The organism is Blautia sp. HCP28S3_G10, assembly GCF_052065235.1.
In the GTDB taxonomy this organism is placed as follows: domain Bacteria; phylum Bacillota; class Clostridia; order Lachnospirales; family Lachnospiraceae; genus Blautia_A.
Map to the genome: position 1 here is coordinate 1 of NZ_JBQHUL010000004.1, position 21,425 is coordinate 21,425.

The window sequence follows — 21,425 nt, forward strand, 5'->3', positions numbered from 1 at the left end:
TATTCTCTTTAACATTCTGAGAAATTTTGTTGCAAACAGAATTATCCAAAGTTTTTTTCCGACCTTTCTTCCGAGGCCTTAACCCGTCGGGGCCAGCTACTCTGAATGCTTCAACCCATCTACTAATCATAGTATAATTGGTGATTCCATTTGCTAATGCCAGTTCCTCATATGAGACCTCGTTTGATAAATAAGATTCTACCATATGAAGCTTGAATTCAAAAGAATAATTATTCTTCTGTCTACTTCTTTTTAAGCCTTCCTCGCCAAACTCATTATAATTATGAATCCATTGTTGAATCTGTCTAGCACTTTTAACATTATATTTTTTTGCTAGTGCTTTTGAACCAACACCTAAACTTAAATGCTCTAGAACAATTTTTTTCTTAAGCTCAAAGTTATATTTTGCCATAAGAAAACCGACCTCCAATAGTTAGATTTTTTCGTCTAACTTCTGGGGGTCGGTTCAAAAGGAAGCTCTTTTTATAAAAATCTATAAATAACCGTTATCTGTCTCAGAGTACCATTTTAGCTGCACCATAAATACCTGCATCATTACCGAGTGTGGCAATCAGCATTCTGGTATTTTTGCAGGATGGGAACGCATACTCTCTGTAATATTTCTGAATGCAGTCGATCAGCGGCTGTCCGGCTTTTGATACACCGCCGCCGATAACGATTGCCTCCGGATCCACAACTGCTGCAAATCCTGAAAGAGCACCACCAAGGAGATCTCCCACATATTCCATTATGTCTATTGCAACTTTGTCACCTGCTTTGAATGCATCCAGAACATCCTTTGCTGTTATATTGCTGAGACTTCTGAGCACACTGTCTTCATCTGTTTCGGCAAGTTTTCTTCCTGCCACACGTACGATTCCTGTTGCAGAAGCATACTGTTCCAGACATCCGTGGTTACCGCAGTTACATTTTTCCTTTTCACCGCGAAGAACCATTGCATGTCCGATCTCACCACCGGCACCATGCTCACCTGCCACAATCTTTCCGTCAACAATAATGCCTCCGCCAACACCAGTTCCAAGTGTTACAAGAATTACATTCTGTGCTCCCGCAGCCGCACCCTTCCATGCTTCTCCAAGTGCCGCAACATTGGCATCATTACCAGCTTTTGCCGGAAGTCCTGTGTATTCTTCTATTTCTTTTGATACGGCTTTAAATCCCCAGTAAAGGTTGACTGCACGTTCCACTTCACCTTTTCCGTTAACAGGCCCCGGGATTCCGATTCCTACACCCGCAATATCTTTTTTGTCCAGATTACGTTCTTTAATTTTGTTGTTGATAGTATCTCCGACATCCGGAAGAATTTTATCACCGTTATTTTCTCTTCGTGTAGGAATTTCCCATTTTTCTACCAGCGTACCATCCGTTTTAAAAAGGCCACACTTAACAGAAGTACCTCCTACATCAATACCAAAACAATATGAACTCATTTTATTTCCACCTTTCCCTCTGGAGCTTCTGCTCCAGTATTGTTTTATTTTAACTCTACATCCTTCTTTGTAATCAATTACCCTTCACGTTTACGTGCAATATTCGCCTGAACACGTTTGTACAGTTCTTCTGCAGCATTATAACCCATCTTTTTCTGTCTGTGGTTGACAGCAGCCGCTTCTACGATAACAGCCAGATTTCTGCCTGGCCGGATTGGCAGTGAATGACACACGATCTTGTTTCCAAGATATTCTGTATATTCCTCATGAAGTCCAAGACGGTCATATTCTTTGTCTCTGTCCCACTCTTCAAGTTTAATGACCAGGTCTACAGACTGTGTATCCTTTACACTTTCAACACCAAACAGTGTTTTGACATCAATAATTCCGATACCACGGAGTTCAATAAAATGTCTTGTAATATCCGGTGCCGAACCTACCAGTGTAACATCACTTACTTTGCGAAGCTCGACTACATCATCACTTACAAGACGATGTCCTCTCTTAATCAGTTCCAGTGCAGCTTCACTTTTTCCAATGCCGCTCTCTCCTGTAATAAGGATTCCCTCGCCATAAACATCAACAAGAACACCATGAATGGAAATACAGGGTGCCAACTGAACACCAAGCCAGCGGATAATCTCTGCCATAAGGCTGGAAGTTGTTCTCTCTGTAACAAATGTCGGCACCTTATATTTTCTTGCAAGATCAAGCATATCCTGTGATGGTTTTGTCATGGTACTGAAAATAACACACGGAATCTTACTGGAAATAAAACGCTCGTATTTCATCATGCGTTTTTCGTCACTAAGCTGCATCAGATAAGTATACTCTACATATCCGATAATCTGAACACGTTCATTGGCAAAGTGCTCCAGATATCCCGTAAGCTGAAGTGCCGGTCGGTTAATTTCTGCTGTAATAATTCTCATATCAGTCAGATCAATCTCAGGGGTCAGGTTTGTCAGGTTCAATTCCTGAACCATCTTTGTCATCAATACACCTTTCATAGCAAGTTTCTCCTTTAATGTTTATTTATTCGGGTGAAAAAAAGCATACACCTGTTTTGCACTTCCTGCATTCATCGATTCTGTTTCTGCAAGTTCTTCCACTGATGCATCTCTGATTCCCTCAACTGAACGAAACCTGCGCATCAGTGCCTTTCTTCTTGTATCACCTATTCCCGGAATATCATCCAGAATAGAATGTACCTGTTCCCTGCTTCGCAGAGAGCGATGATATTCAATAGCAAACCTGTGAGCTTCATCCTGTATTCTGGTGATCAGGCGAAATCCCTCACTGTTTACATCTATTGGTATTTCAACATTATTATAATAAAGTCCTCTTGTTCTGTGGTGATCATCTTTTACCATGCCACAGACAGGAATTGAAAGTCCCAGTTTTTCAAGCACCCCCAGTGCTATATTCACCTGCCCTCTTCCACCATCCATCAGAAGAAGGTCCGGCATAATTGAAAAACTGTCGTATTCTCCGTTACTCTCATGAGTAAAACGTCTGGTCAGCACTTCTTCCATACTGGCATAATCATTAGGACCCTGCACTGTTTTTATACGGAATTTACGGTAATCGCTGCGCTTTGGTTTTCCTTTTTCGTATACGACCATCGATCCCACAGACTCAAACCCACTGATATTTGAAATATCAAAAGCCTCCATACGATTAATTCCGGACAAACCGATCCAGCCTTCTACTTCATGTACTGCACCAATTGTCCGACCCTCTTCTCTTCGGATTCTTTCGCGGTCTTTTTCCAGAACCATTTTTGCATTTTCCCAGGCAAGTTCTATCAGTTTTTCCTTTGTTCCTTTCTTTGGAATCTGAATATGAACTTTCTGTTTTCGTCTGGAAGACAGCCATTCTTCAATGATCTCCCTGTCCTCAATATCCGTCTGAAGCATAATCTCTCTCGGAATAAACGGTGTTCCTGCATAAAACTGTTTCATAAAACTGGACAGAACCTGTGACCTGGTATCACCTCTCGCAACCCGGAGATAAAAATGATCCCTGCCTATCATTTTTCCACTTCGCATAAAAAATACCTGAACAACAGCCTCCTGCTCACGAAGATCCAGACTTTCATCCATTGCTACTGCAATAATATCCCTGTCTTCCTCTCCATACGCAGTTATTTTCTGACGTTCACCAATCTTGCGGATACTCTGTATCAGATTCCTGTATTCCACAGCATCTTCAAAACGCATTTCCTCTGAAGCAGCAAACATCTTCTCTGTAAGCTGATCTATTGTCTCCTGAAAATCTCCATTCAGAAAACGTATAACTTTTTTGATGTTTTCTCTGTAAAGAGCCTGATCTGTATTCCCCCTGCAGGGTCCCATACACTGTTTCATATGATAATAAAGACATGGTCTGTCTTTCCCGCAGTCTCTCGGCAGATTTCTGTTGCATGAACGGACCTGATACAGTTTCCGCACAAGTTCAATCACGTCTTTTACTGCACCGGCACTGGTATATGGACCAAAATAGCGGTTTTTGTCTTTTTTCATACGACGTGCAAACAACACACGGGGATAGGCCTCCTGCACAGTAACCTTGATAAAAGGATAACTCTTATCATCCTTAAGCATGGTATTATACTTTGGCCTGTGTTCCTTGATCAGATTGCTTTCCAGAACCAGAGCCTCCAGTTCTGAATCTGTGACAATATATTCAAATCGAGCAATATGGGTAACCATCTGCTCGATTTTTGCGCCTTTATTGCGGCTGCTCTGAAAGTACTGACGTACACGATTACGAAGACTTATAGCTTTTCCAACATAAATAATCTCATCGTGTTCATCATGCATAAGATATACGCCCGGTTTTGCAGGCAGTTTTTTTAATTCTTCCTCAATCAGAAACATCCTGACTTTCCTCTGTTACTTCTGTCTCTGCCGCCGTCAGTTCCGGAACATTCTGTACTTCCTTTGGAGCTTCTGTCTTCTCTTCCTGAACATTCTCTTCTTCTGCCGGAATGGATTCCTGAGTTTCTTCAGCCTTCTTTTCTTCCGGAATCTCCAGATCATCCAGATTTTCCGGAATTTCCAGACCTTTTTCCACCGCACGGAAAATCTTCATAAATTCTTTACCTGTGATCGTCTCTCTCCGAATCAGATATTCTGCGATCTTATTCAGTGCTTCTCTGTGTTCATTCAGAAGTCTCTTGGCCTCTTCATAAGAATAATGAAGCAGCTGCATCACCTCATGGTCAATCTCTGTAGCTGTATCGTCACCGCAGTTCAGTACAGCACGGCCGGAAAGATACTGGTTTTCCTGTGTTGCAAGTCCCATAAGCCCAAACTTCTGAGACATGCCGTACTGCGTGATCATGGCTCTTGCGACCTTTGTTGCCTGCTCGATATCATTTGCTGCGCCTGTGGTCACTGTATCAAAAACAATTTCTTCCGCTGCACGGCCACCGAGATAGCCGACCAGCATTGCTTCCAGTTCTTTCTTGGTATTGAGATATTTCTCCTCTTCAGGCACCTGCATAACATATCCCAGTGCCCCCATGGTTCTCGGAACAATAGTAATTTTCTGTACCGGTTCTGCATCTTTCTGCAGTGCATTTACAAGCGCATGTCCAACTTCATGATAAGAAACAATACGTCTTTCCTGCGCACTTAAGATACGGTCTTTCTTTTCTTTACCTACAAGCACTACTTCCACAGATTCCTGTAAATCTTTCTGTGAAACAGCTTTACGTCCGTTCTTGACTGCCAGAATAGCAGCCTCATTGATCATATTCGCAAGATCAGAACCAACGGCTCCTGAAGTTGCAAGTGCAATTGCCTCCAGATCCACTGTTTCATCAAGCATTACATCTTTTGCATGTACTTTAAGAATTTCTACTCTTCCTTTGAGATCCGGACGGTCAACAATGATTCTTCTGTCAAAACGTCCCGGGCGGAGAAGCGCCGGATCAAGTACTTCCGGGCGGTTGGTTGCCGCAAGAATCAGCAGTCCCTTGGATGTATCAAATCCATCCATTTCTGCCAGAAGCTGATTCAGAGTCTGCTCTCTTTCATCATTTCCACTTCCGTATTTGGAGTCACGGCTTTTTCCAATTGCGTCAATTTCATCAATAAATACGATACACGGTGCGTTTTTTTTCGCTTCCTCAAAAAGATCTCTTACTCTGGAAGCGCCAACTCCTACAAACATTTCCACAAATTCGGAACCTGACAGGGAAAAGAACGGAACATTCGCCTCTCCTGCAACTGCTTTTGCAAGAAGAGTCTTACCTGTTCCAGGAGGGCCTACAAGAAGAGCTCCCTTCGGAAGTTTTGCTCCGATTGCAGTATACTTACCAGGATTGTGAAGGAAATCAACAACTTCCTGAAGAGATTCCTTTGCTTCTTCCTGACCAGCAACATCTTTGAATGTAATTCCTGTTTCTTTCTGGATATAGGCCTTGGCACGGCTCTTGCCGACACCCATGATTCCACTTCCGCCTTTATTCATACGACGCATAAAGAACATCAGCATGAAAAACAGAAGAATCGTAGGCAGAAGCACACTCAGCATCGTAGATACAAACTCACCCATTGCATCCGGCTGTTCATAATGAAAAACAATACCTGTTCCCTCAAGTCTCTTTGTAAGGGAATCTGTATCCTCCATCTGATTCGTCCGGTATGTCATATTCTGATAATAAGATTTCTGAAGTTTGGGCACAATAGTCAGGACTCCTGACTGAAGCGTTACCTCCTTAATCTGGTCTTTATCGACCATTTCAATAAATTTATCGTAGGTGATCTCACTGGATTTGTCACTCATCATATCTGTCACAAAACTGAGACAAACCAGAGTGATCAGAAGGCAAATCAAAAAAGCCAGAATGGACTGGCGGTTTTTGTTTGGACCCTGATTTCTGGGATTATTCCGGTTTGGCCGGTTTCTGTCCGGTCGGTTATCCTTATGATCGTTCATTATTTTCCTCCTCTTTTTGTCTTCTTCATTATAAAGAGATTTAACGGATAAATCAACTGGAAAACTATGAATGTTTGTAGTATACTAGGTACGTGAAAGCCGGGAGAATTTTAGCTGCCGGTGAATGTGTGATGGGAAAGGAAAACAACAAATGAAAATTGGATTTGACAACGAAAAGTATCTGACAATGCAGTCTCAGCATATCAGAGAACGTATCAGCAAATTTGACAACAAACTTTATCTGGAATTTGGCGGGAAACTTTTTGATGATTACCATGCTTCCCGTGTTCTTCCCGGCTTTGAACCTGACAGCAAACTGCGTATGCTTATGCAGCTCAGTGACCAGGCTGAAATTGTAATTGTTATCAGCGCAGCTGACATTGACAAAAACAAAATGCGTGGTGATCTTGGAATCACTTATGATGAAGACGTACTCCGTCTGATCGACGCATTTACGGAACGCGGACTTTACGTAGGCAGCGTATGCATTACACGCTATGCAGGCCAGGAAAGTGCCGATCACTTCAAAAAACGTCTTGAAAAACTTGGTATCAGAGTATACTTCCACTACAGTATTCCCGGTTATCCAAGCAATATCCCTCTTATCGTCAGTGATGAAGGATATGGCAAAAATGAGTACATTGAAACCACCCGCCCGCTTGTAGTCATCACTGCACCTGGACCTGGAAGCGGAAAAATGGCTACCTGTCTTTCTCAGCTTTATCATGAATATAAGCGCGGTGTTGCCGCAGGATATGCAAAATTCGAAACATTCCCTATCTGGAATATTCCGTTAAAGCACCCGGTAAACCTTGCTTATGAAGCTGCTACAGCTGATCTTAATGATGTTAACATGATCGATCCGTTCCATCTGGAGGCTTACGGTGAGACAACCGTCAATTATAACCGTGATGTAGAAATCTTCCCTGTTCTGCAGGCAATGTTTGAAAAGATCATGGGTGACTGCCCGTATAAATCTCCTACAGATATGGGGGTAAATATGGCCGGAAACTGTATTGTAAACGACGATGTATGCTGCGAAGCTTCACGTCAGGAAATCATCCGCCGTTATTACAAGAGCTGCGCCGCACTGCTTACAGGTACAGGAACAGAAGAAGAAGTACGCAAGATCGAGCTTCTTCTGAAACAGGCTCATGCTTCTCTTGAAGACCGCAAAGTAGTTCCGGCAAGCCTTCAGAAAGAACAGGAAACAGGAGCTCCTGCCGCTGCACTTGAGCTTCCGGACGGACGTATCATTTACGGAAAAACTTCCGAACTTCTTGGTGCTTCATCAGCGCTTCTTCTGAATGCATTAAAAGATCTTGCCGGTATTGACCACGAGCACCACGTAATCTCACCGGAAGCAATCCGTCCGATCCAGGAACTTAAAACGCAGTATCTTGGAAGCAAAAACCCACGTCTTCATACAGACGAAACACTGATTGCCCTTTCTGTCAGTGCCGCAAGTAATCCGGAAGCACGCAAAGCCCTGGAACAGCTCCGCACCCTGAAAGGATGCCAGGCTCATACTTCTGTTATGCTGTCTTCTGTAGATATCTGGGAATTCCGCAAACTGGGTATTGAACTTACCTGTGAACCAAAATTTGAAAAAGAAAAGAAATATCATTAACAACTATCAATTTTGCGAAAAAAACAGATCCGGTCATAACGTCCGGATCTGTTTTTATTTCTCGTTTTAATAATCAACATCAAAAATCAGTCTTCATATCCATTCGGATTCTTCTGCTGGAAATTCCAGGAATCCGCACACATATCTTTTATTCCATATTCAGCTTCCCAGCCAAGTTCCTTTTTGGCCTTGGTTGCATCAGAATAACAGGTTGCCACATCACCTGCACGGCGTGGCTTAATTGAATATGGAATCTTAATTCCTGTAGCAGCCTCAAAGTTTTTCACAATATCAAGAACGCTGTAGCCTTTGCCGGTACCAAGATTGTAAATGCTCAGCCCTGAATTATCTTCCAGTTTCTTAACGGCTTTTACATGTCCCTTTGCAAGGTCAACTACATGGATGTAATCTCTTACGCCGGTTCCGTCCGGTGTATCATAATCATTTCCAAATACACCCAGTTCTTTCAGTTTACCTACTGCAACCTGTGTAATATAAGGCATCAGATTGTTCGGGATACCATTCGGATTCTCACCGATAAGTCCGCTCTTATGAGCTCCAATAGGATTGAAATAACGAAGAAGAACTACATTCCATTCCGGATCTGCCTTCTGAATATCTGTAAGAATCTGCTCCAGCATGGATTTTGTCCAGCCATACGGGTTAGTACACTGTCCTTTCGGACATTCTTCTGTAATCGGGATGATTGCCGGATCACCATATACAGTTGCTGAAGAGGAGAAAATAATGTTTTTCACGCCATGTTTTCTCATTACATCAACCAGTGTAAGAGTTCCTGCGATATTGTTTTCATAATATTCCCACGGTTTGACAACAGATTCTCCAACTGCTTTCAGACCTGCAAAATGAATACAGGAATCAATGTTTTCTTTTTCAAAAACTTCATTCAGACCTTCTCTGTCAAGAATATCTGTTTTATAAAATTTCACCGGTTTCCCTGTAATCTTCTGAACACGTTCAAGACTTTTCTCACTGGAGTTGCTGAGGTTATCCAGAACTACCACATCATATCCTGCGGTCTGCAGTTCTACAACTGTATGACTTCCGATAAATCCTGCTCCGCCTGTTACTAAAATTGCCATGACTTTCTCCTCCTGACGTTTGCTTTGTTTCTGTTACGGTGCCATTGTAACACCATTTTCTTTTTTTCACAATAGTACTCGAAACCAGAAAAATATTTTACTTTCCGTCTCACACTATCTGTCATTGATATTATTATGCAAAATATCCATAATATTTGCACTATCCGCTCATTCTTTATACATTTCGTTGACACTTTTACATTTTCACTGTATAATTCAACCCATCATATTCGTGACAATCACGAATACGAACTGATATTTTTGTCAGTTTAACCACAAAGGGAGGAATTAAATATGAAACGAAAACTCGCACTCGCTATGGCATTAGCAATGACCGCAACAATGGCTCAGCCTATTCTGGCCGACAGTTCCACTCCTGTTCCCCTCAACGTTATCATCAGTCAGTACGGTACACAGACCCAGACCTGGTGGACACAGTTTGAAAAGGATTTTGAGGCCGAAAATCCTGACATTGACCTTAATATCGAAATCGTATCATGGAATGATATCTATACAAAAGTAAACACACTTGTTTCAAATGGCAACGCACCTGACATCCTCAACATTGATGTTCTCGCAGATTACGTTGCTGATGATCTTCTTATGCCGGCAACTGAATATGCCTCTGAAGATCTCCAGGCAAAATTCTTCCCGTCGTTCTGGGAAGCAAGCTCTATTGACGACACAGTATATGCATTACCGATCCTCGCTTCCTGCCGTGCTCTCTTCGTAAATAAAGACATCCTTGATGAAGCAGGTGCAGAAATTCCTACTACATGGGCAGAAGTTCAGGATGCAGCTCAGAAGATTAAAGATAAATTCGGTGATGATGTATATCCATGGGGCATTGATATGACTACTGACGAAGGTCAGGCAGCATTTTCCTATTATACATGGAACAATGGCGGCGGATTTGTTGACGAAAATAATGACTGGGCCCTGAATAGTGATGCAAACGTGGAAGCCCTGAATTATGCGATCGGTCTTGTAAATGACGGCTACACTAACTCTGATCCGGCAAATGAAACACGTTATGACCTTCAGGATATGTTCGGTGCTGGCAAAGTTGCCATGATGATCGGACCAAACAACATTCCTACCTATCTTTCCGATGGTGGTTATGATGTAAATTACGAAGTTGCTTCCATTCCTTCTAATGAAGGCATCGAGTCCGTTGCAATGGGTGTTTGTGACCGCCTTGAAGTATTCAAAAATGACGAGGCAGAAGATCAGGAAGCACGTACAGCTGCTATCAGCAAATTCTTTGACTTCTTCTATGATGATGCACGTTATTCAGACTACATGGTATTCGAAGGATTCCTTCCTACTACCCAGACAGCAGCAGATCTTCTTGCAAAAGATGATGAAACATTTGCATCCTGGATTGATATTCTCCAGAGCTGTAAATTCTATCCAGCAACCAAGACTGAATGGGCAGATGTAAAACAGGGCGTTATCGAAGTAGAACAGAATGCACTTCTCGGTGATGATGTTCAGACTCTTCTTGATGACCTTCAGGCTGATATCGCAGGCTGATACCGGATTAAAAAACAAAAGCGTTTTCATTAAGCCGGGGGCCGGTTACAATAGTAGCCGGCTCCCGGTTCTATTTAAGATAGTTTGGTGGTGTTTAAATGAAAAAAAAGAAATCTCTGGCAAATATCGAACCATATGTATGGCTCCTGCCAAGTATTCTTCTTATGACAATTTTTATTCTGTTTCCTATCCTGGAAGTTTTCCGTACCTCGCTGAGCGAAGTAAGTAAAGCAGGTATCATCAAAGGATTCTGCGGACTGGATAATTTTACAAAAGTTCTGAGGGGCTCAACCTTCAAGCTTGTTCTCAAAAACACTCTCGTATGGACAATTGTTGTCGTTGTTCTCTCAACCGTGTTTGGATTTATCCTGGCACTGGTTCTGAATAATGAATTCCGTTTCCGTAAAGCAGTCCGTGCAGTTGTTGTTTTTCCATGGGCAACTTCTCTGATCATTCAGGCAGGTGTATGGAAATTTATCATCGACAAGGATTATGGTGCCCTGAACACGCTTCTCATGAAGCTGCATATCATTGCAAGTCCTGTAAACTGGACACCTACACCGGGTGCTTATTTTGCCTGGGAATGTTTTGTAGGTATTTTTGTAACAGTACCTTTTGTTACTTTCTGCGTGCTTTCCGGACTGCAGAGTATTGATACTGCCTATTATGAAGCGGCAACCGTAGACGGTGCCAACTACTGGCAGAAGCTTTTCAAAATAACGCTTCCTCTGGTAAGGCCGTCTCTTACAGTAAGTACTGTGCTGAATATTATTTATGTTTTTAACTCTTTCCCGATCATCTGGACAATAACTAAGGGCGATCCTGCCAGCCGTACAGACACACTTGTTACGTATCTTTATAAACTGGCATTTTATAAAGGAAAATCAGGTGAGGCAGCTGCCGTATCTGTTATTGGCTTTCTTATTCTGTGTGCCTGCGCATCCGTTTACATGATCATTTCACTTAAAAAGGAGGGACAGGAAGAATGAAAGCTGTAAATAACAAACATTCCTATGACACGAAGCACAAATTCCTCCGTGTACTCCTGTATTTATTTGTAATTCTTGTTGTAGTGGTAACTCTGTATCCATATTTTGTCATGTTTACAACTGCTGCCAAAAGCCGTGCTGAAATTTATGCTACTGAGGGAACACTTCTTCCTGTAACATGGCTGTGGCAGAATTTCAAGGATATCTGGACACTTGCACCGCTTTCCAGATATTTCCTGAACTCCATTATCGTAGCAGGAGGATCTACCCTGATTGCCATTGTATGTGGTATCCCGGCAGCATATGCACTTGCAAGAATGAAATTCAAAGGCAAAAATTTCTTCCTGGGACTTGTTATCATTTCCCAGATGTTCGCACCTGTAGTTCTCCTCGTGGGCATCTACAAAGTCATGAATACCTTTGGAATGACAGACAGCCTGATTGGTCTTGTATTTATCAATGCAGCATTTAACCAGGCATTTGCCATCTGGCTCCTTCGAGGAACATTTATGTCTATCTCGCCGGAAATGGAGCAGGCAGCAACTGTAGACGGATGTAACCGTGTTACCGCATTGATTCGGATTCTTCTTCCGGTAGCTGCACCTGGTATTGTAACAGCTCTGATCTTCGTATTTATCAATGCATGGAACGAATACACGGTGGCTCTTACCCTGATGTCTACAGACGTGCTTAAACCACTTACTGTAGGTATTACGATCTTTAACGGATACAACATGATAGAATGGCAGTATCTGTTTGCTTCGTCGCTGTTTGCGACGATACCTGTCGTGATCCTGTTTATTCTTATCGAAAAACATCTTGTCGGAGGTCTGACTTCCGGAGGTGTCAAAGGCTGATAGCAAAAGAGCTCCGAACCGCTGTTGATGTGATTCGAAGCTCTTTTTATTATCTGAGATTATTTATATTTATTAACAATCTGCTGCATCTGCTGCATCTTTTCTTCCATGTCACTGACAAGTTTCAGCTGTGTTCTGCAACGGTCAAGATTCTGCCCGTCTCTGTGGATTTTGAAATAATGATCGCCTTCCAGATAATCAGTAAGGAAACGTATTCCGTTTTCAAAAGTCATCAGAACTGCTCCCCATGGAAGCATATCAAGTTCTGTTTCTGTCAGTGCTCCACCGCATCCTTCTATAAAGCCTTTTGTATATACTTCATAAAGATGAAGATCGCAGGATATCTTTGACAGATCTCTTTCATCTTCTGCACCTGTGCTTGCCCCAAACCGGATAGAATCTCCGAAATCATGTGCTGAAAGTCCTGGCATAACTGTATCCAGATCGATCACACAGATGGCTTTTCCTGTAGCATCATCGATCATGATATTGTTAAGTTTCGTATCATTGTGTGTTACACGAAGTGGCAGTTTCCCCTCTTCCAGCATGTCATAAAGTACGTGGGAAAGTTTTTCGTGTTCTTCTATAAAACGGATTTCTTCCTGAACCCCTGCTGCCCTGCTGTATGCATCTCTCTGCACTGCTTCACGGAATATTCGCATACGATCCGGTGTATTATGAAAATTCGGTATTGTTTCGTGAAGTGTTTCCGCCGGATAATCTGCCAGAAGTCTCTGAAAATGTCCAAAAGCAACTGCACTCTGATAAAAATCATCATCGTTTTTCACTGCATCATAACAGGTAGCACCTTCGATAAATTTATAAACACGCCAGTATCCACCCTCTTTGTCCACATGATACGGAATGCCTTCTCTGGTCATCACAAGATTCAGTGTTTCTCTTTCTGTGTCTCCGCCATTTTCCCGGATTTTTTTCTTCAGCCATGCAGTTACATTGCTGATATTCTCCATAAGCTCTACAGGTTTCTTAAAAACAACAGCACTCATTTTCTGCAAGATGTATCTTCTGGTACCCTGCTCTGTCTTAAAAGTCAGCCTGAATGTATCATTGATATGGCCGTTTCCAAAAACAATACACTTCTGCAATTCCCCTTCCAGATTAAAAGCATTGATTACTTTTGTTAATTCCGTACTGCTCTTCAATTATTTTTCCTCCCACAGTTTCTGTGGATACAGTCCCTGATCTTTCATCTTCTGTACAGCATCCATTACCATCGGCTTATCTTCCTTGTATGTTACCCCATACCATTTATCTTCGGATTTCAGTACTTTTACTGTGGCTTTCTTTTCCTGAAGAAGCTCATCTACAACAAATGGAAGGAAATATTCACATTTCAGAGGATTTTCGGAAAGATTTCTGTCAAGGAATTCCGAAAAACGATTTTTCAGTTCTGTAAGGATACTTGCAGAGAATCCCCACATATTCATGGATACAGTACTGTCTGCCGAAAGCGCTGTCCAGGTAGCCCCGTCATCTTCTGTATATGCAGCACCCTCACCGCGCTTTTCGATGTGAGTTCTCTCATTGATCTTGACAAGATGACCTTCTTCATCTGTTACACAGACACCTCTCGCCACGTGACCGTTTTCTGTAAGAGTATTTTCAAGTCTGTATCCCACCATCATATAACGATATCCATCTTTTTCATTCTGATTTTCTGTCAGGAAATCATATGCCATCCTGAATGCATGAACACCATAATAGTCATCCGCATTTATTACTGCAAAAGGTCCATCGATCTCATCTATGCAGCTCAGTACTGCATGTCCTGTTCCCCATGGTTTCACTCTTCCTTCCGGTACTGAGTATCCTTCCGGAAGATTATCAAGTTCCTGGAACACATAAGCTACTTTGACATATTTACCAAGTCTGTCACCAATTGCCTCGCGGAAAGCCAGCTCATTTTCTCTCTTAATAATAAACACAACTTTTTCAAATCCGGCTCTTACTGCATCAAAAATGGAAAAATCCATAATGATATGTCCGTCTCCATCTATCGGATCAATCTGTTTCAGACCACCATAACGACTCCCCATTCCTGCCGCCATTACTACAAGTACCGGTTTTTTCATCATTGATTTCCTCCTGAATAATCCATATTTTTTTTACTGTTTCTTCTTATTATAATCCTATCGTTTTTTTTAGAATAGTATTTGCATAATCGTTTATTATTTTTGCATTTTCAGATAATCTGTTTGACTATTTTACCATGTATAACTACAATTGAATTACAGGATATTTCCTGCAGATCTTACCCTGGAAATATCTTATTTTCACAGAGGAGCGGATTACGAATGGCATATGAAAGCGTAAAATTAGAGAGAGAACTCATTATCGACAGCATTTATACCGTACATTATTATGATTACAGAAATGATTTTTATTTTCCGGGTGAAAAACATGACTTCTGGGAATTCCAGTGTGTGGACAAAGGTGAAGCTGTTGTTACCACAGATGAAGGCAGGCACCACCTCACACGCAGACAGGTAATTTTTCACAAGCCCAACGAATTTCATGATCTCATGGCGACCGAAAAAAATGCTCCAAACGTTATTGTTGTATCTTTTTCCTGCCATTCGGAATGTATGCATTTTTTTGAAAATCGTGTTCTTGAATTATCGGATTCTGAGCGGAACATTCTCGGACTTCTGATCGCAGAAGCACGACATTGTTTTTCTTCCCCTCTTGATAATCCTTACCTCGAAAAAATGGAAAAGCGACCTGATATCCCATTTGGTTCCCAGCAGCTCCTTTCACTTTATCTTGAACAATTGCTGATTCATATTATCCGCCGTTATACTTTTAACAGCTATTCTGCATCGGATGGAATTTATGATACCAGTCATACAGAATCTGCGCTCTGCCGCAGGATCATCCAATACATGCAGGATCATATTCATCAGTCTCTTACCATAGAAAAAATTTCCCACGATAATCTGATCGGACGTTCACAGCTGCAAAAGCTTTTCCGTGAACAGTACCAGTGTGGTGCTATTGAATTTTTTTCCAGAATGAAAATTGATTTTGCCCGTCAGCTGATCCGTGATAATGATATGAATTTTACACAGATTTCCGAATTTCTGGGTTATTCTTCCATTCATTATTTTTCAAGACAGTTCAAAAAGATAACAGGAATGACTCCGACTGAATATGCTACTTCCATAAAGGCTTTATCTGAGCGGACACGAATGGAGCATCGGTAATATTTACACAGGCTTTAATGCAAAACTATATAATATAAAAGGATGTCCATTATGCGGACAAGGAGGAGGAAACATGCATATCTGCAAAGTAAAAAACTATCAGGAACTCAGCCGGAAAGCAGCCAATATCATTGCTGCGCAGGTAATCCTGAAACCAGACAGCGTTCTGGGACTGGCAACTGGTTCATCACCAGTGGGCACATATGAACAGCTTGTTCAGATGTACGAAAACGGAGACCTCGATTTTTCACAGGTCACAACTGTCAATCTTGATGAATACAAAGGGCTTGCCGGAACTGATCCGCAAAGTTATCGTTATTTTATGAACAGTAATCTTTTTCATAAGATAAATATCCCGCATGACCGTACTTTTGTTCCTGACGGAACTGAAGCAGACAGTTCTGCTGCCTGTGCTGAATATGACCGGAAGCTTCAGGAGACAGGTCCTGCTGATATTCAGATCCTCGGACTCGGTCACGACGGACATATCGGATTTAATGAACCTGCTGATCATTTCGAGGTCTCCACTCACTGTGTAGATCTTACTGAGCAGACTATCCAGGCAAATAAGCGCTTCTTTGAAAAGGAAGAAGATGTTCCCCGCCAGGCTTACACCATGGGTATCGGCACTATCATGAACAGCCGAAAAATCCTTGTTGTTGTCAGCGGCAAAGACAAAGCTTCCATTCTGAAATCTGTTATTGAGGGACCTGTAACTCCACATGTTCCAGGATCCATTCTTCAGTTCCATCAGGACTGTACGATTATTGCCGATGAAGACGCACTTTCTGAAATTAATCTGTAAACTATAACAAAGCGGACAAGTCCGCTTCAAACTCCCTGAATCCCTCAATTTTTGAGGGACTTGCTACGCTTTGCGCGCTAGATGAAAATCCCCATGCCTCTGTAATTTTCACAGATACATGGGGATTTTTCTGGTCAGAACACCAGTTCCATTTTTGTTCCTTTTCCTGGTTCACTGTCCAGAACAATTTTTGCATCATGAAGAATTGCTCCATGTTTTACAATGGAAAGCCCCAGCCCGGTTCCTCCGGTTTCTCTAGAATGGCTCTTATCCACTCTGTAAAATCTTTCAAAAATACGTTTTTGTTCATTTTCAGAAATACCGATTCCGTTATCTTCCACACGATAATATGCATGAGAGCCAACTCTGCCGATAATGATTTTCACTTCTCCGTCTTCACCTGTATAACGAATAGCATTATCCGCTATATTATAAAGCATCTCATAAAGTACCTGACGGACACCTTTCACTGTAACAGATTTTTCACCATTAAGGCTGATGTGAATATTTTTACGCTCTGCCGCTCTTTCCAGATGGACCACAATATCTTCTGCCATCTCATAAATATCCACTTTCTCAAATGGCATATCATTGCTTTTTTCATCCAGTCTGGAAAGCTGGATAATATCAGATACAAGCGTACTCAGACGGCTCGCCTCATGATATATCCTTCCGGAGAATTCCTGCAGTTTGTCAGGTGGCACCATTCCGTTCATCATCAGTTCTGCATAACCAGAAATAGACATCAACGGTGTTTTAAGTTCATGTGAAACATTTGCAGTAAATTCTCTTCGTACGGCTTCCGCTTCCTTCAGTTCGGACATCTGCTGCAAAATCTGTTTATTCTGCTGATCCACTCTTCCCAGAAGCGGTCTGAGTTCTTCATACACAACATTTTTCAGTGGATTTTCCAGATCGAGTGTGTTAATCGGTTCGATCAGATCTCTTGTCTGCTTCTGCACAAGAATAAAAGCCAGCGCAAGAATTATCAGAAGAAGAATTCCCATAATTGCCAGGCTTGAGATCATAGTGGAAAAAACACTGTCTGTTGTTCGTCCCACACGAAGGATATTTTCATTTTCCAGTTTCTGTGCACAATAAAAATTCTGTTTTGAAAGTGTCTCTGAGTAACGGACTGTTTCCGCATATCCGTTTTTCTGTGCTTTTATAAATTCTGGGCGGTTACTGTGATTCTGCATTTTTGATTCATCTTCCATGGAATCATAGAGAACCTTTCCTGATGGATCCAGTAATGTAATACGAACAGCCGTTTCTTCACCTGGATTATCCTTCAGATACTGTTCTCCCATTTTCTGGATTCCATCTTTAATATATACAGCATCATCTCTGACACTCTGCTTCAGATCATCATTATATTTCTGGTACATCACGAGACTTGCTGCCAGAAACGTAAGGATTACGGACACTACAATAAGCAGACAGGTATGTCTCAGTATTTTCTGTTTCATTTTATGCTCCGATCCGATAGCCCACGCCACGGACTGTCTCTATAATATCACCTGCCATTCCCAGTTTCTGCCGCAGGGTACGGACATGCACATCTACTGTCCTGGTCTCTCCGTCAAAATCATATCCCCAGACATGACAAAGTATCTGATTCCGTGTCATAACAAGTCCTTTATTTTCCATCAGATACTGCAGAAGTTCAAATTCTTTCCTGGTCAGTTCCACAGGCTGTCCCTGGAAGCTTACTCTGTGGCGCCCCACAGACACTTTCAATTCTCCACAGATCAGCTCTTTATCTTCTTCCTGTCTGGAACATCTTCTGAGAACAGCCTTCACTCTGGCAACAAATTCCATCATTCCAAAGGGTTTTGTAATATAATCATCTGCCCCTGCTTCCAGTCCTCTGACTTTGTCATATTCTGCCTCTTTTGCTGTGACCATGATCACCGGAATACTTTTTGTATCAGGAGATGACTTCAGTTTCCCAAGAATTGTGTAGCCGTCATCTCCCGGGAGCATGATGTCCAGAAGAATCAGGTTTGGAATTTCTTCTTTCAGTGCTGCTTTCAGTTCTTTGCCATCAGCAAAGCCTTTTGCTGTAAATCCTGTTGTCTCAAGCGTATATACCAGCAGTTCCCTGATATTTTTCTCATCCTCCACACAATAAATCATATGGATCATCTCCTTTTTTAAGCTTCATATATTTCCGAATTCTTTACGGAAGCACATATTCCATGCGGAAATCATCAAGACGTCCGATATAATTCTCATCAGATTCATTTTTGATACTTTCCAGATGACTGTGAGTATCATAAAGATTTTCTCTTACCTGTGTTACACAGACACTGATGTTGGAACAATGGTCTGCGATACGTTCCAGACTTGTGAGCAGATCTGTAAGTATAAATCCCATCTCAATCGTACACTCTCCGGAACGGAGTCTGTTTATATGACGTCTTTTCAGTTCTTTACTCAGTTCATCCACTACCTCTTCCAGAGGTTCCACATCATTTACAAGATTCAGATCTTTTTTGTCAAAAATCGTATATGCCGTATCCACAATACGGTCAACGACACTTATCAGAACCTGAAGTTCGTTTCGGGCCTGCATGGAAAAGCTGAGTTTTTTCTCATAAAGTTCCTGTGCTGATTCCATAATGTTTACCGCATGATCGGAAATTCTCTCAAAATCTCCGATACAGTGCAGCATCATGGATACACTGTGACTGTCTCTTTCTGACAGATCTTTATTGTTCAGTTTGACAAGATATGTGCCAAGTTCATCTTCATAGCGGTCTACCTTTGATTCCATTTCCTGAACACGTCTGGCTCCTTCTTCCGTATAATTATGCACCAGATCCAGGGCAATGCGGAGAGCTTTTCTGGAATCCTGCTCCATATGTCTGGCTGCATTTCTTCCCTGCTCAACTGCAAATGCCGGTTTTTCGAGGAAACGAGACTCCAGAATAAGGAACTCCTGATCGTCTGTGCTGACCGGTTTTTCTTCTGTATCTCTGATCGTAAGACAGGCAAGTTTCACCAGAAGATTAGAGAACGGATACCATACAACCGTTGCTGTTATATTAAAGATACTGTGTGTAATGGCGATTGTTGCCGGTGTAGCCATCTGCGCCATAAACGAAAAATGTACTGCTGTATTAATAAGATAGAATACTGACATAAATACAACGGTTCCGATCAGGTTAAAGTACAGATGGATCATTGCTGCACGTTTGGCATTTTTGTTCGCACCGATTGCTGACAGAAGTGCTGTCACACAGGTACCGATATTCTGTCCCATGATGATCGGGAATGCTGCACTGTACGGAACTGCACCTGTAAGACAGAGAGCCTGTAGAATACCGACAGACGCTGATGATGACTGAATGATTGCTGTAAGTACGGCACCTGCCACAATACCTGCCACAGGATTGGAAAACTTCAGAAGAAGTCCTGTAAATTCAGGAACATCTGCAAGCGGTTTTACTGCGCCACTCATTGTTTCCATACCAAACATCAGTACTGCAAATCCCAGCAGAATTGATCCGACATCTTTTTTACGTGAACTTTTTGTAAAAGTAAGAAGAATAATACCGATCATTGCAAGGATTGGTGAAAATGATGCAGGTTTCAGAAGGCTGATAAAAAAATTGCTGCTCTGCAGTCCGGCAAGACTTAAAATCCAGGAAGTAATTGTTGTCCCGATATTGGCTCCCATGATGATCCCGACTACCTGTGTCAGTTTCATGATCCCGGAGTTTACAAAACCTACCACCATTACAGTTGTTGCCGATGATGACTGGATCACGGCAGTCACACACATTCCAAGAAGGACTGCTTTCCATTTACTGGAAGTAAGATTTTCAAGAATCTGTTCAAGCTTACCTCCTGATACTTTTGCAAGGCCGTCGCCCATTACCTGCATTCCATATAAAAACAGGGCCAGGCCACCGATTAAGGTCAGTACACTAAAAAAATCCATGATTTTTCTCCTTTACGTGTTTTTTACTTAACCCTATCATATGGACTGCCTGTAAAGTTATCACCAGCTTTATGTTAAATCTATGTTAAAAGTCCTGTCCTGCGGCTGCAGATCGAAGCAAGTCTGCTTGCAGAGATATGCAGACATTGGACAGGCTAACCTATATGAACAAGTAGACCGACAGGTCGGATTGTGAATATTGGGTGGATTGTGAGAGCACATAAGTGCGTAACAATCCACTTTTAACATAGTATCAATATGTCGTCGCCAGACGACATTCCCTTTAGAAACTCCGGATATCTTCGCCTTCATCCCCTGTTTTGTCAATGGAACGGATTTTCAGATAATAGCTTACATTCTCATTAACCTGCACTTTTACCCTGTCGCCAACTTTGTGACCTTTCAGTGCCATTCCGATAGGAGATTCTATGCTGACCCTGTTTTCCATGGAATTACCCCGGATAGAAGTAACCAGTTTATATTTCTCAATTTCCCCGTCTTCTTCAAATTCCACTTCTACAATATCATCCATTCCAACTTCATCAGACCTGGAAGTATCTTCCACAATATCTGCTGTTTTTAGCATTCTCTCCAGATAACGAATACGACTCTCATTTTGGTTTTTATGTTTTTTGGCAGCATAATACTCAAAATTTTCACTAAGATCTCCCTGTGCCCGCGCTTCTTTTACTGCCTCAATGGCCTCTTTCCGAATCACGAGTTTTCTGTGTTCAATCTCTTCTTCTATTTTCTGTACGTCTCTTTCTGTAAGTTTTTCACGCATTATGATCACTCCTATATGATACTTTTGCAGCCAATACTGCAATCTCTGTTCCCTACAGTATACACGAATACAAAAAATCCTACAACAGATAAAAACAAAGCGGACAAATCTGCTTTAGCAGATGTATACCATAAAAAAAAACAGACT

The 21,425-nt window shown here is 41.8% G+C and carries 18 protein-coding genes; 6 read left to right on the top strand and 12 right to left on the bottom strand.

All coding sequences use genetic code 11. The features are described 5' to 3' along the window. The 5 genes from ACTNB8_RS03090 to ftsH all read right to left on the bottom strand — a co-directional run. The coding region (locus ACTNB8_RS03090; protein ID WP_441052209.1) for a helix-turn-helix domain-containing protein at nt 1–412 on the bottom strand (412 nt) is incomplete at its 3' end. Nucleotides 413–515: 103 nt separating this feature from the next. Continuing rightward, nucleotides 516–1,451, bottom strand: coding sequence for an ROK family glucokinase (locus ACTNB8_RS03095; RefSeq protein WP_441052210.1), 936 nt, complete (start codon nt 1,449–1,451; stop codon nt 516–518). A 77-nt stretch (nt 1,452–1,528) separates the two neighbouring features. After that, complete coding sequence (gene hprK / locus ACTNB8_RS03100) at nt 1,529–2,461, bottom strand: HPr(Ser) kinase/phosphatase (protein WP_441052212.1); 933 nt, start codon at nt 2,459–2,461, stop codon at nt 1,529–1,531. 21 nt (nt 2,462–2,482) lie between these two features. Then, on the bottom strand, nt 2,483–4,333 hold the full coding sequence (gene uvrC, locus ACTNB8_RS03105) for an excinuclease ABC subunit UvrC (protein WP_441052214.1): 1,851 nt from the start codon (nt 4,331–4,333) through the stop codon (nt 2,483–2,485). After that, complete coding sequence (ftsH, locus tag ACTNB8_RS03110; protein ID WP_441052216.1) at nt 4,320–6,401, bottom strand: ATP-dependent zinc metalloprotease FtsH; 2,082 nt, start codon at nt 6,399–6,401, stop codon at nt 4,320–4,322. Before ftsH ends, uvrC begins: the two co-directional genes overlap by 14 nt. Before the next feature lie 151 nt (nt 6,402–6,552). Here ftsH and ACTNB8_RS03115 point away from each other — a divergent pair, with 151 nt between their 5' ends. Further along, nucleotides 6,553–8,031: a DUF1846 domain-containing protein gene (locus ACTNB8_RS03115; protein ID WP_296155831.1), complete on the top strand. Its 1,479-nt coding sequence runs from the start codon at nt 6,553–6,555 to the stop codon at nt 8,029–8,031. A gap of 86 nt (nt 8,032–8,117) precedes the next feature. Here the strand turns inward: ACTNB8_RS03115 and galE are convergent, their stop codons facing one another. Further along, entirely contained in the window at nt 8,118–9,134 is a 1,017-nt protein-coding gene (gene galE, locus ACTNB8_RS03120; RefSeq protein ID WP_441052219.1) for a UDP-glucose 4-epimerase GalE, read from the bottom strand. A gap of 294 nt (nt 9,135–9,428) precedes the next feature. On the opposite strand from galE, the gene ACTNB8_RS03125 reads away from it, so the two are divergent. The 3 genes from ACTNB8_RS03125 to ACTNB8_RS03135 all read left to right on the top strand — a co-directional run bounded on the left by ACTNB8_RS03125 (nt 9,429) and on the right by ACTNB8_RS03135 (nt 12,516). Continuing rightward, entirely contained in the window at nt 9,429–10,670 is a 1,242-nt protein-coding gene (locus tag ACTNB8_RS03125) for an ABC transporter substrate-binding protein (RefSeq protein WP_441052221.1), read from the top strand. Nucleotides 10,671–10,768: 98 nt separating this feature from the next. Next, a complete protein-coding gene (locus tag ACTNB8_RS03130) occupies nt 10,769–11,659 on the top strand; it encodes a carbohydrate ABC transporter permease (RefSeq protein ID WP_441052222.1) in 891 nt (296 codons plus the stop codon). Further along, nucleotides 11,656–12,516: a carbohydrate ABC transporter permease gene (locus ACTNB8_RS03135; protein ID WP_296155838.1), complete on the top strand. Its 861-nt coding sequence runs from the start codon at nt 11,656–11,658 to the stop codon at nt 12,514–12,516. Before ACTNB8_RS03130 ends, ACTNB8_RS03135 begins: the two co-directional genes overlap by 4 nt. A 59-nt stretch (nt 12,517–12,575) precedes the next feature. Here ACTNB8_RS03135 and ACTNB8_RS03140 read toward each other — a convergent pair whose 3' ends face one another. Together ACTNB8_RS03140 and ACTNB8_RS03145 are read right to left on the bottom strand one after the other, a co-directional pair. After that, nucleotides 12,576–13,679, bottom strand: a complete 1,104-nt coding sequence (locus ACTNB8_RS03140; protein WP_441052223.1) for a phosphotransferase enzyme family protein — start codon at nt 13,677–13,679, stop codon at nt 12,576–12,578. Beyond that, a complete protein-coding gene (locus ACTNB8_RS03145; protein ID WP_441052403.1) occupies nt 13,680–14,609 on the bottom strand; it encodes a nucleotidyltransferase family protein in 930 nt (309 codons plus the stop codon). Between the two features lie 222 nt (nt 14,610–14,831). Between ACTNB8_RS03145 and ACTNB8_RS03150 the strand changes: the two genes are divergently transcribed. Both ACTNB8_RS03150 and nagB read left to right on the top strand, forming a co-directional pair. After that, nucleotides 14,832–15,740, top strand: coding sequence for an AraC family transcriptional regulator (locus ACTNB8_RS03150; protein WP_441052225.1), 909 nt, complete (start codon nt 14,832–14,834; stop codon nt 15,738–15,740). A gap of 73 nt (nt 15,741–15,813) precedes the next feature. Beyond that, the gene (gene nagB, locus ACTNB8_RS03155) at nt 15,814–16,545 is read left to right on the top strand and encodes a glucosamine-6-phosphate deaminase (RefSeq protein ID WP_441052227.1); all 732 of its coding nucleotides are present in this window, start codon (nt 15,814–15,816) and stop codon (nt 16,543–16,545) included. Between the two features lie 134 nt (nt 16,546–16,679). On the opposite strand, the gene ACTNB8_RS03160 is transcribed toward nagB, so the two are convergent. From ACTNB8_RS03160 to ACTNB8_RS03175, 4 genes are all read right to left on the bottom strand, one after another. Further along, on the bottom strand, nt 16,680–18,014 hold the full coding sequence (locus tag ACTNB8_RS03160) for an ATP-binding protein (protein ID WP_441052229.1): 1,335 nt from the start codon (nt 18,012–18,014) through the stop codon (nt 16,680–16,682). A gap of 1 nt (nt 18,015) precedes the next feature. Beyond that, complete coding sequence (locus tag ACTNB8_RS03165) at nt 18,016–18,684, bottom strand: winged helix-turn-helix domain-containing protein (RefSeq protein ID WP_441052231.1); 669 nt, start codon at nt 18,682–18,684, stop codon at nt 18,016–18,018. A gap of 43 nt (nt 18,685–18,727) precedes the next feature. Next, complete coding sequence (locus tag ACTNB8_RS03170) at nt 18,728–20,494, bottom strand: Na/Pi cotransporter family protein (RefSeq protein ID WP_441052233.1); 1,767 nt, start codon at nt 20,492–20,494, stop codon at nt 18,728–18,730. A 283-nt stretch (nt 20,495–20,777) separates the two neighbouring features. Beyond that, nucleotides 20,778–21,278, bottom strand: coding sequence for a GreA/GreB family elongation factor (locus tag ACTNB8_RS03175; protein ID WP_296155851.1), 501 nt, complete (start codon nt 21,276–21,278; stop codon nt 20,778–20,780). Between the last annotated feature and the right edge of the window lie 147 nt (nt 21,279–21,425).